Raw genomic sequence first — 12,093 nt, 5'->3', positions numbered from 1 at the left:
TTATAATAACGCAAGAGACTTTTTTGTGATAATTTTATATGTTAATATTCATCCTCATTCCAGAGGTAATCTTCATCAGTTGGATAGTCTGGCCAAATTTCTTCAATAGAGTCGTAAGAATCACCTTCGTCTTCTATAGCTTGTAAGTTTTCAACAACTTCTAATGGAGCTCCTGTTCTAATAGCGTAGTCAATGAGTTCGTCTTTAGTTGCCGGCCAAGGTGCATCACTTAAATAAGATGCTAATTCTAATGTCCAATACATTTGCGTTGTAAATTTAATTTTTGCAAAAATAATTTTTTAGTTGAACAATTCAAGAAAAAATTAAATTAATTAATCATTAATATAAAGAACGTGTAATCGTCAACTTTTGTTTCGGACTAACTATTGCAATTGATAATCCTGTTCTGATATTGATAATATATGTTATGATTCTTTTTTAGGAATCCACTTTATCTCTTCAGCTTGTAAATCATGTGACAACTTCCGTGCCAATACAAAAAGGTAGTCAGAAAGTCGATTTATATACATTAAAGTTTCGGGCTGAAACGGTTCTATATCGTTAAGGTGTGAAGCTAAACGCTCGGCTCTACGGCATACAGTACGTGCTATGTGACAGAATGACACGGTTTGATGACCTCCGGGTAAAACAAAGTGTGTCATAGGTGGAAGGCTGGCCTCCATGTTATCCATTTCTTTTTCTAACTTCTCAATATCTTCATTTGATATCTTAGGAATATTTAATCTAGCTTTGCCACTTTTTAATGTTGCTTTTTCAGGATCTGTAGCCAAAATAGCTCCAACCGTGAATAAGCGATCTTGAATTTCCATTAAGGTGTTTTTGTATAACTGGTCAATATCTTGATCTCTGATGAGTCCAATATAAGAGTTAAGTTCATCAATTGTGCCGTAGCTATCAATTCTTATATGATGTTTTGGGACTCTTGTACCTCCAAATAACGCAGTGGTACCTTTGTCTCCTGTTTTTGTATATACTTTCATGTAACAAAGTTACGAGTTAAAAGTTGTAAGGCAAATTGAGGAAAACGAATTTTGAGAGCGTTTTATGCTCGATTTGTTAAAACTTGATGAATTAAATCAAAACGCTTTGATAATTTTAAGTAATCTTTCGACCAATCATTGCTAATGGACAATTCTTGAAATGTACTAGTTGGTAAGAAATCTAATTCTAGATTTTCAAGTGTAGTTTTATTGTTGCTCTTAAGCTTACTTTTTATTTTATTGATATAAGTTAAGAATTCTTCATGATTATTGAAGTTAGAATGTAAATAATCTGATTCTTCGTTTTGCCTTTCAAGGATCGAATTTAAAAGCCCAATAAGTTCACTATACAATTGTTGATCTGATAAGTTCTTGTAAAAGGAAATAGAATATTTTTTTGAACCTTGTTTATATACCATGTAAATACTAATTATGATTATTATTAAAAATATATAATTAGGCCTTACGAAAAAAATAATCATTAGTCATTAAAAGTATCACTCTCAATCATTCCATCGCGTAAGCGAATAACACGTTTGGCGTGCTCAGCAACTTCTTCTTCATGTGTTACCATGATTACGGTATTTCCCTTAGCATGGATTTCATCAAATAGCTGCATTATTTCTAAAGAGGTTTTAGAATCGAGGTTACCTGTTGGCTCATCTGCTAGTATGATCGATGGTTTATTTACTAAAGCTCTACCAACAGCCACACGTTGTCTTTGTCCACCCGAAAGTTGGTTGGGTTTATGATCCATACGATCCGATAAACCAACATCAGTTAGTACTTCAGTTGCTCTGTCTTGACGTTGTTTTTTAGATGATCCTGCATAAATCATTGGTAATGCTACATTTTCTAAGGCTGTAGTTCTTGGTAATAAATTAAAGGTTTGGAAAACGAAACCGATTTCTGTATTTCTAATTTCAGCAAGCTCATCATCACTCATCTGACTAACATCTTTTCCATTCAAATTATACGAGCCTGCAGTTGGTGTATCTAAACAACCTAATAAGTTCATTAAAGTAGATTTACCAGAACCAGATGGTCCCATAATTGCAACATACTCACCACGTTTTATATCTAAATCGATGCCTTTTAATACGTGGACAGTTTCTTGTCCTAATTTAAAATCTCTAATGATGTTTCTAATTTCGATGACGTTGTCACTCATAATTAAATAGTCTTGGTTGCTTGAAATGTTCCTGCAAGATACAGGAATTTGAACTAATTTGTTTAATAAGACGTTAAAGTTGCTAGGTTGTTACAGCCTAATTCTAAAATGTTCTTTGGCTTGCTCTTTTCTAAAAAACACAAAACCAAGATGGAAGCAATCTAAAGTTACAGTAACGTCATTATGAGTCTTTATATATTCCCAAGCTTTCGTCATGCCTTTAGACCAGTAGATGTCATCAAAAATAAAAATAGTTTCATTATGCGCTTTTGGTAAAAGAGATTCAAAATATTTTATAGTTGCAGCTTTGTTATGATGACCGTCAAAGAATACAAGGTCATAGGTTTTGTCCTTTAATCTTGGTATTATTATGGTAAAATCCCCTGTTATAAAGGTTGTGTTTTTAATATCTAAAGCTTCAAATTGAGCTTTAGAAAAGTTTGAGGTATTGGGACAGCCTTCTATTGTTATAATTTTAGAATTTTTTTTAGCTAATGCCAAGGCATAAGTTCCCATGCCCAAAGAGGTGCCTAATTCTAATACTGATTTTATGTTGAAGTAGTTGACAATTCTAAAAAGAATTCTAGACTCTTTTTTTGAACTGCTTGAAGCTTTAATCATTTTGCGTACACGTCGTACTTTAGAGTGTAAAACCTTAGAGCCTTCACCTAAATCTGTAACTTGTAATGTTGTGGTTGAGTTTTTTAATTCAAAACGATAGTTTTTTAATTTTTCATAAGCATCATATCTTTTTTTGTCATAAAGGCATTTTGTAACAAAATCATACATAAATGGTGAATGCACACCGTGTTGATTGGTCGCTTTAAAAAGAAATTTTATGTAAGAAATGACCTGATACATTCTACCCTTCTATTTTTTCAGACAGTTCAAACCATCGTATTTCTTTTTCTTCAATTGTATCAATGATTTTCTGAAGTTGGTTTGATAGTTCTTTAATTTTGTCTTGTGATAAATCTGGATCATTAAATTTAGTTTCTAGAGCTGTTTTATCAAGTTCTAAAGACCGTATTTTGGATTCTAAATTTTTGTATTCTTTTTGCTCGTTATAATCTAGCTTATTAGCTTCGTTTTGTTTTATAGTCTTAGTATTGTCTGTTTTTTTTGATTCTTCGATTTGCTTAGGCTGACTGCTATCATAAGCTCTAAAATCTGAATAGTTTCCAGGAAAATCATCAACGACTCCATCTCCTCTAAACACAAACATATGGTCAACAATTTTATCCATAAAATAGCGGTCGTGAGATACTACAAGGAGTACTCCAGGGAAATCCATTAAGAAATCTTCTAATACGTTTAAGGTCACAATGTCCAAATCGTTAGTTGGTTCATCTAGGATTAATACATTAGGGTTCTGAATTAAAACAGTGCATAGATAGAGTCGCTTTTGTTCGCCTCCACTTAATTTTTCTACAAAATCCCATTGTTTTTTGCGATCAAATAGAAAGCGTTCTAATAATTGTTGCGCGCTGATTTGTCTGCCTTTTGCCAATGGAATATAATCACCAAACTCTTTGATAACATCAATTACTTTTTGATTCGGTTTTGCTTTAATTCCACCTTGTGTGTAATAACCTATTTTTACAGTTTCTCCAATGACGACTTTACCACCATCTGGTTGAATATTTTGGGTTAATAAGTTTAGAAAAGTAGATTTCCCTGTTCCGTTTTTGCCGATAACACCGATGCGTTCTCCTTTTTTGAAAGTATAATCAAAGCCATCTAAAATGGTTTTGTCTTTAAATGATTTAGAAACATTATGAAACTCAATAATCTTGCTTCCTAAGCGCTCCATATTAATCTCCAATTGAATTTGATGATCGTTACGACGTTTGTGTGCCTTAGATTTTATCTCAGAGAAATCATCAATCCTACTTTTAGATTTAGTCGTACGCGCTTTGGGTTGACGCCGCATCCAGTCGAGTTCTTTTTTATAAAGTTGTTTGGCTTTTCCTACTTCAGTAGTTTCATTTTCTATTCGTGCTTCTTTTTTCTCTAAGTAGTAAGAATAATTGCCTTTATAAGTATATAGTTGCCCTTGGTCTAATTCTATAATCTCATTGCACACACGTTCTAAAAAATAGCGATCGTGTGTTACCATAAAAAGTGTTTGTTGTGTCTTAGCAAAATACTCTTCAAGCCATTCAATCATTTCTAAATCGAGATGATTGGTAGGCTCATCTAAAATCAAAATATCAGGTTTACTTAATAGGGCTTTGGCTAGAGCTAAACGCTTTTTTTGCCCACCAGAAAGTGTACTCACTTTCATTGTAAGGTCATCTAATTTTAGTTGAGATAAAGTTTGTTGGTATTGCGTTTCAAATTCCCATGCATTATCCCTGTCCATGGCTTCAAAAGCTTCTTGGTAAGCTTCAGTATCCTCAGGATTTTTTAAAGCGTTTTCATAAGCTTCAATAGTTTTTAAAATAGGGATATCTGATGCGAAAATAATTTTTTCTATTGTAAGGTTTGCATCCAAATTTGGCTCTTGATCTAAAAAGGCTAGTCGCAGTCCTTTCCTGACTACAATTTGTCCTTCGTCTGGTGAATCTTTTCCTGACAAAATATTAAGTATAGAGGTCTTTCCACTTCCATTTTTAGCAACAAAAGCAATCTTTTGATCTTTATGAATACTAAAGGATAAACCTTTAAAAAGCACTAGCTCTCCATAAGACTTAGATATATTTTCTACATTGAGGTAATTCAAACTAAAATTTTTACAAAGAACGGAAATAAACCAAAAATAATAGCAATAGTTTTGTTATTCCTATTGATGCCTTATATTTGTCTGTAAAGATCCATTGCACATATGAAGCGCATCAAGCTTTTAGTAATTTTATTGAGTACTGTAATTGTCTCTTCTTGTATACCATATAAAGACACTATATATCTGCAAAACAAAAACACGGCTGTGGATTCGACAATGGTTTTAACAGAAACACCAAAGCCATATCGAGTTCAAATTAATGATATATTGACGATACGCATAAAAGTACTTGATCAAGAAAATGTCACCATTTTTAATCCGGTTGGCGAAGGAACTCTTAATGCATCAAGTCAAGAACGTGCCTATTTTGACGGATTTACTGTGAACCTTCATGGAAATATAAGAATTCCTGAATTAGGTGAAATTAACGTTCTAGGTTATACTTATGAAGAGATTGAAGGTCTCATTAAAGAAATGCTTCTTGAAGATCAATTTAAACAAACAGCAAATATTTTTGTTACTGTGAAATTGGCTGGATTAAAATATACAGCTAATGGAGAAGTTGGATCTCCTGGTACAAATGTTCTTTTTCAGGATAGAGTTAACATATTTGAAGCTATAGCCAACGTCGGCGAAATCCCGGTAACTGGAAACAAAAAAGCAGTTAAGATTATTCGTCAATTTCCGCATGGTCAAGAAATACATTCTATAGATTTAACAGATATAAATGTGATGAAATCTCCTTACTATTATATTCAACCAAATGATATTATTTATGTTGAACCACTAAGACAAAAGTCCATAGGTACGGGTGAGACGGCGGTTCAAACTATAGGAACAATTGCTACAATTTTATCTCTTGTAACCACATCTGTATTATTGTTTACGAGGCTATGAATAAAGGGGACTATAATCACAACGATTTTGATCAAGGGGAATCGGGCAGAATGGCCTTCGACTTTAGAGGTTACTTTTTTAAAGTATTAAACCTCTGGAAATTTATGATGCTGTGCATTGGTACAGCTATAATTGTCGCTTATTTTATAAATGTAAGAAAGCAGAATGTTTATAAGTTAGGTTCCCTAATATCTATAGAAAACGACCAAAATCCATTTTTTACGGCTAACACGAGTATTTCATTTAATTGGGGAGGAGTCTCTGGTAAAATGAGCACTATTATTACTGCTATAAAAACGAGAAGCCACAATGAAAAGGTCGTAGATTCCTTACAATATTACATGGAATATTTGGTTGAGGCTAAGTATAGGAAGGAAGATATTTATATGAATGCTCCGTTTCGATTTGAAATCAACAAAGAAGCTCCACAAGTTCTTGGATCTCCAATTGGTATTCGGTTTATTAATGCAAACGAATTTGAGGTATTTACAGAATTCGAAGGAGCAAAAAGACTAGGGCAAGTTTATGGAAATAAGTCGTTTAAACGTGTTGCTTTGCCTGTTGGACCCTTTTCAAAAAAATATAAAGTGGGCCAGCTAATAGAATTACCATTTTTAAATGGTAAGATAACTACAGTTAGTCCATCGCAAATAATTTCAGGAAAAGAGTATTTTATAAAATTCTTAAATTTTGATGGTGTTGTTAATAGATATAAGTCTGGAATAATGATTTCGCCTTATTCGGCTAACTCCCCTGTTTTAACATTAGAATTAGCAGGGAACAATAAAGCGAAAATTGTCGATTACCTTAATGCAACAACGGAAATTTTAAGTAAGACAGAATTAGAACGAAAGAATTTATACGCTACAAAAACGATAAAGTTCATTGATAGTAGTTTAGCTGGAGTAAACAATAATCTGGAGGATTTCACTAAGGAAATGAACGAGTTTAGACGTAAAAACAAGGTTTTTGATGTTACGGAAGAAATAGCACAGACGTCGAATCAACTAAGAGAATACGCATTAAATAAGCAAGCTGAAGAACAAAAATTAAATTATTTAGAGAATCTAGAAAATTATTTAAATACAAAAACTAATTATACTGAGATTACTGCTCCAACCGCTTTCGGAATTACAGAACTTAATATAGTAAATAGTATTTCTAAAATTATAGCATTAGCAACCGAAAGACAGAATTTAGAATATACAACAAAAGAAGGGTCAGGTTTATTTAAGGATATAGATAGAAGAATCGAATCAGAAAAGAATGTGCTTCTAGAAACGATTGATGCTACTAAAAAAATTACGAGAATACAGCTTTCTAATATCAATCGTAGTGTTGCGCAATTAGAAACAAAGTTGTCTGGTTTGCCTGAAGATCAGCAACAATATTTTAAAATTCAGAGGAAGTTGGATATTAGTCAGGAGGCCTATGATGTTTACATGTTAAAACGAAGTGAAGCCGCCATTGTTAAAGCTGCTAATATCTCAGATATTACGGTAATTGATGAGGCTAAGGATATAGGCAATGGGCCAATAGGACCCAATAAATCTTTGAATTATATGATGGCTGTGATGCTTGGGTTCTTTGTGCCATTATTCTTAATTTTTATTTTATATCTGTTAGATAACACCCTTCATGGTTCAGATGAGATAGAGCAATTATCTAACATTCCGATTTTAGGATTAGTGGGTAAATACAATTATAAAAATAATTTGGTGTCTTATGAGAAGCCAAAATCTGCCGTTGCAGAGTCCTTCAGGGCAATTAGATCGAGTTTGCAATTTATTTTTAAAAACAAAAATAAAGATGTTAGGGCTGATACTTTAATGGTAACCTCATCTGTTAGTGGTGAGGGGAAAACGTTCACCTCTATTAATATAGCAACTGTTTATGCGCTCTCAGGGAAAAAGACCATTTTATTAGGACTAGATTTACGAAAACCAAAAATCTTTGATGATTTTGGTATTACTAATGAAAAAGGTATGGTCAATTATCTTATAGATGAAAGTACCATTGATGAAATTACAACACATACACATATCGAGAATTTGGATGTCATTCCATCTGGTCCGATTCCTCCAAATCCTTCGGAGCTTTTAATGGGTGAAAAGTTAAGAGAACTAATTGCCAAGCTCAAACAAGAGTACGACATCATTATATTAGATACTCCACCATTAGGCTTAGTTACGGATGCCTTGGAGTTAGTGCAATATGCCGATGCCACGATATTTATGGTAAGATTGGATTACACCAAAAAGGGTATGCTTCAGTTGGTTAATGCTAAACATAGAACTGGTGAACTCAAAAACATAAGTTTTGTACTTAATTTCTATCGACATAAGAACAATCATAATTATGGCTATGGCTATGGTTATGGCTATGGTTATGGCTATGGTTATGGTGTCTATGGCAATGCTTATCACGAAAGAGATAATTATACGCTGTTAGAAAGAATTAAAATTTTCTTAAGAAGAATATAACAAGCTTTAACTCTAAAATGTGATAACTAAAACTCAACTTAGATTTAAGCGATTTTTTGATTTTATATTAGTTATTTTACTCTTACCTCTATTGATTGTTCCAATTATTGTTTTAATCATTATAACTACTATTGATACAGGTACTTATGGCGTCTTTTCTCAATTGCGCGTTGGTCAGCATGGGAAATTATTTAAAATATATAAAATTAGAACTCTCAGAGAAGGTGTACACCAATTGGGTCATTTAGAAAAAAGTGCTACCTCTCTTGGTAAGTACTTAAGGCGCACCAAACTCAATGAGCTGCCGCAATTATACAATGTACTTATTGGTGATATGAGTTTTGTTGGTCCAAGGCCTGATTTACAAGGTTTTGCTGACGAATTAGTTGGTGACGATCGTATTATTTTAATTGTTAAACCAGGTATTACTGGACCAGCAACTATTAAATATAGAAACGAAGAACGTGTATTAGAACGACAAAAAGACCCAGAACACTACAACAGAACGATTATTTGGGTAGATAAAGTGAAAATAAATAAAAAGTATGTTCAGAATTACAGTTTTTACTTAGATTTGACACTCATTTTAAAATCTACTTTAAACAAATGACACATTCAGAAGACAAAATTGCAATCATAGGATTAGGTTATGTCGGTTTGCCCCTTGCCGTAGAATTTGCAAAACAATTCTTTGTAGTTGGTTTCGATATTAATAAGCAGCGAATCAACGAGTTAAACAATGGTATAGATAAGACATTAGAAGTTGATAACAACAATTTGAAATCTGTATTAACTACAGACTTAAATGCCAGTAGAGGACTTTATATTACTGACAACTCAGAAGCGTTAGCGACGACTAACGTTTATATTATTACGGTGCCAACACCAACAGATGCTTTAAACAAGCCTGTGTTCACTCCATTAATTAAAGCGAGTGAAACTGTAGGTAGAGCAATGTCTAAAAATGATATTGTTATATACGAATCAACTGTTTATCCTGGGGCAACAGAAGATATATGTGTGCCTATTTTGGCAGAAACATCTGGCATGACATATAATAAAGACTTTTTTGCAGGTTATTCACCGGAACGAATCAATCCAGGTGATAAGCACCATACAGTTACTAAGATATTAAAAGTTACATCTGGTTCTACACCAGAAATTGCTAAAAAAGTAAATGATTTATATTTAAAAGTTATTACGGCTGGTACACATTTAGCACCTTCGATAAAAGTTGCTGAAGCTGCAAAAGTTATTGAAAATTCGCAACGCGATATCAATATTGCTTTTGTTAATGAACTATCTAAAATATTTAGATTATTAGATATAGATACTAAAGCTGTACTAGAAGCTGCAGGCACAAAATGGAACTTCTTGAAATTTTCTCCTGGTTTAGTTGGTGGGCATTGTATTGGTGTTGATCCATATTATTTAGCACAAAAAGCTATAGAATCTGGTTATAATCCTGAAATTATTTTAGCAGGTCGTAAAATGAATGATAGTATGGGTAGTTATGTTGCTACTGAGACTGTTAAAATGATGATTAATAAAGGAGCGACTATAAAGGGCTCAAGCGCATTAGTATTAGGTATTACTTTTAAAGAAAATTGTCCTGATATTAGAAATTCTAGAGTTATTGATATTATTGAAGAATTGGAAACGTATCACGTTAATGTAGATGTTTATGATCCTTGGGCTTCAAAAGAAGAAGTAAAGCACGAGTACAAACTAGACTTAATCAGTGATTTTGGAGATTTAAGTTCAGATTATGATGCGGTTATTTTGGCAGTTTCTCATAACGAATTCTTAAAATTAGATATCACAAAATTAAAATCACAAACGGGTGTTGTTTTTGATGTAAAGTCATTACTTCCTATAGACACCGTAGACGCAAGATTATAATGTACTCAAATCCACATCACACTACAGACCTATCCAAGCTAAGTTTTTTAATTACAGGAGGTGGAGGTTTCATTGGCTCCAACCTTACTGAATACTTATTAAAGTATAATGCTAAAAAAGTAAGAGTTTTAGACAACTTTTCTAATGGTCATCGCGAGAACCTCACAGAGTTTAATAATAACCCAGCCTTTGAGTTAATAGAAGGTGATATCAGAGACTTAGAAACTTGTAAAAAAGCTATGGAAGGGATTGATTACGTCTCTCATCAAGCAGCTTTAGGTTCTGTACCTCGTTCTATCAATGATCCAGCAACGACTAACGAAGTCAATATTACTGGATTTTTAAATATGATGATAGCTTTAAAGGATAGCCCTACAGTAAAACGTATGGTTTATGCAGCCTCTAGCTCAACTTATGGAGATAGTAAGGCATTGCCAAAAGTTGAAGATACTATTGGTAAACCATTGTCGCCTTATGCGGTTACTAAATATGTAAACGAATTGTACGCTGATGTTTTTGGTACAACTTACAAAACTGATGTTATTGGTTTAAGATATTTTAACGTATTTGGACCAAAACAAAGTCCAAGTGGTGCTTATGCTGCAGTAATCCCATTATTTATGCAAGCGCTTAAGGATAATGAGCCTTCTAAGATTAATGGAGATGGTGAACAGACTCGAGATTTTACATTTATTGATAATGTAGTGCAAGCTAATGTAAAAGGATTTTTTGCATCTAAAGATGCAAAAAATGAAGTTTTTAATGTGGCTTGTGGAGAGCGTATTACCATCAACTATCTTTGGGAATCATTACGAATTGCAGCTGACTCTGATTTGAAAGCTATTTACGGACCTAATAGACAAGGTGATGTAAGAGATTCCTTAGCAGATATTTCTAAAGCTGAAAAACTTTTAGACTATAAGCCACAATATACAGTGCGAGAAGGTTTAAAAATTACTTGGGATAGTTTTAATTAATACAGCACTTTTTTTTTAGTCGAATTGCCAATTACTTGGTATATTAGCACGTCTTTAAAATTTAATTAATTTGAGTGCTAAAAAAGAAGATGAGTGGCTATATACAATCTCTAGTAAGAGAAAGCTCATCGACTTCAACTTTAAAGAGATTTGGCGTTATAAGGACTTGTTGTTTTTATTTGTAAAACGAGACATAGTTACTTTATATAAGCAAACTGTGCTAGGACCATTATGGTACTTAATTCAGCCATTATTTACGGCTTTAATTTTCACATTAGTATTTAATAACCTAGGTAGTATTAAAACAGGTGGGATTCCCCCATTTCTATTTAATCTTGCTGGTATTACTGCTTGGAATTATTTCAAAGATTGTCTAACAAATACATCGAATACATTTACTAAAAATCAGAATATCTTTGGAAAGGTATATTTTCCTCGAGTAATCTTGCCCATGTCCGTTACAGTATCAAACTTGCTTAAGTTTGGTATTCAATTGCTGATATTTATTGGATTTTATTGTTATTTTAAGTTTTTAGGGTATGAGTTTAGCTTCAATAAAAATTTAGCTTTATTTCCAGTTTATGTACTTATAATGGGAATGCTTGGTTTAGGATTAGGTATGATTTTATCGTCTCTAACTACGAAGTATAGAGATTTAACCGTATTGTTATCTTTTGCAGTTCAGCTTTTAATGTATGTTTCTGCTGTGCCTTACCCTATGTCTGAAGCTAATGCTAAATTTCCCCCATTAGTGGCAAAATTTGTTGAGTATAATCCATTAACCCAAATTATTGAAGGGTTTAGATATATGTTACTTAATACAGGTGATTTTAATCTAGGTAGGTTTCTTTATACGCTTTTTGTGAGTATTGCATTATTCTTAATTGGTTTAATTATATTTAACAGGACAGAAAAAACATTCATTGATACTGTATAG

General features: G+C 32.8%; 12 protein-coding genes. 6 read left to right on the top strand and 6 right to left on the bottom strand.

Features of this window, described 5'->3' with window-relative positions; translation table 11 throughout:
• Positions 1 to 41: 41 nt before the first annotated feature.
• From Q0822_RS11080 to Q0822_RS11055, 6 genes are all read right to left on the bottom strand, one after another.
• Positions 42 to 263: a DUF2795 domain-containing protein gene (locus tag Q0822_RS11080; RefSeq protein ID WP_008272287.1), complete on the bottom strand. Its 222-nt coding sequence runs from the start codon at positions 261 to 263 to the stop codon at positions 42 to 44.
• 162 nt (positions 264 to 425) lie between these two features.
• Positions 426 to 1,001 (bottom strand): cob(I)yrinic acid a,c-diamide adenosyltransferase, encoded by a 576-nt coding sequence (locus tag Q0822_RS11075; protein ID WP_299123582.1) that lies wholly within the window; start codon positions 999 to 1,001, stop codon positions 426 to 428.
• Between the two features lie 62 nt (positions 1,002 to 1,063).
• Positions 1,064 to 1,420, bottom strand: coding sequence for a hypothetical protein (locus Q0822_RS11070; RefSeq protein ID WP_299123580.1), 357 nt, complete (start codon positions 1,418 to 1,420; stop codon positions 1,064 to 1,066).
• 62 nt (positions 1,421 to 1,482) lie between these two features.
• A complete protein-coding gene (locus Q0822_RS11065) occupies positions 1,483 to 2,172 on the bottom strand; it encodes an ABC transporter ATP-binding protein (RefSeq protein ID WP_299123578.1) in 690 nt (229 codons plus the stop codon).
• A 90-nt stretch (positions 2,173 to 2,262) separates the two neighbouring features.
• Positions 2,263 to 3,033 carry a class I SAM-dependent methyltransferase gene (locus Q0822_RS11060; RefSeq protein ID WP_299123575.1) on the bottom strand — a complete coding sequence of 257 codons (771 nt, stop codon included), beginning with the start codon at positions 3,031 to 3,033 and terminating at the stop codon, positions 2,263 to 2,265.
• Position 3,034: 1 nt separating this feature from the next.
• On the bottom strand, positions 3,035 to 4,897 hold the full coding sequence (locus Q0822_RS11055) for an ABC-F family ATP-binding cassette domain-containing protein (RefSeq protein ID WP_299123573.1): 1,863 nt from the start codon (positions 4,895 to 4,897) through the stop codon (positions 3,035 to 3,037).
• 102 nt (positions 4,898 to 4,999) lie between these two features.
• On the opposite strand from Q0822_RS11055, the gene Q0822_RS11050 reads away from it, so the two are divergent.
• The 6 genes from Q0822_RS11050 to Q0822_RS11025 all read left to right on the top strand — a co-directional run bounded on the left by Q0822_RS11050 (position 5,000) and on the right by Q0822_RS11025 (position 12,093).
• Positions 5,000 to 5,794 (top strand): polysaccharide biosynthesis/export family protein, encoded by a 795-nt coding sequence (locus tag Q0822_RS11050; protein ID WP_299123571.1) that lies wholly within the window; start codon positions 5,000 to 5,002, stop codon positions 5,792 to 5,794.
• The gene (locus Q0822_RS11045; protein ID WP_299123569.1) at positions 5,791 to 8,277 is read left to right on the top strand and encodes a tyrosine-protein kinase; all 2,487 of its coding nucleotides are present in this window, start codon (positions 5,791 to 5,793) and stop codon (positions 8,275 to 8,277) included. Before Q0822_RS11050 ends, Q0822_RS11045 begins: the two co-directional genes overlap by 4 nt.
• 19 nt (positions 8,278 to 8,296) lie before the next feature.
• Positions 8,297 to 8,887, top strand: coding sequence for a sugar transferase (locus Q0822_RS11040; RefSeq protein ID WP_299123568.1), 591 nt, complete (start codon positions 8,297 to 8,299; stop codon positions 8,885 to 8,887).
• On the top strand, positions 8,884 to 10,179 hold the full coding sequence (locus Q0822_RS11035; RefSeq protein ID WP_299123566.1) for a nucleotide sugar dehydrogenase: 1,296 nt from the start codon (positions 8,884 to 8,886) through the stop codon (positions 10,177 to 10,179). The genes Q0822_RS11040 and Q0822_RS11035 overlap by 4 nt, the downstream gene beginning before the upstream one ends.
• Complete coding sequence (locus Q0822_RS11030; RefSeq protein WP_299123563.1) at positions 10,179 to 11,156, top strand: SDR family oxidoreductase; 978 nt, start codon at positions 10,179 to 10,181, stop codon at positions 11,154 to 11,156. Before Q0822_RS11035 ends, Q0822_RS11030 begins: the two co-directional genes overlap by 1 nt.
• A gap of 70 nt (positions 11,157 to 11,226) precedes the next feature.
• Positions 11,227 to 12,093: an ABC transporter permease gene (locus Q0822_RS11025; RefSeq protein WP_299123561.1), complete on the top strand. Its 867-nt coding sequence runs from the start codon at positions 11,227 to 11,229 to the stop codon at positions 12,091 to 12,093.

It is taken from the genome of uncultured Winogradskyella sp. (assembly GCF_947496485.1).
Lineage (GTDB): Bacteria > Bacteroidota > Bacteroidia > Flavobacteriales > Flavobacteriaceae > Winogradskyella.
The sequence above is the reverse complement of the archived record's forward strand: the minus strand, read 5'-3'. Positions and strand labels throughout refer to the sequence as shown.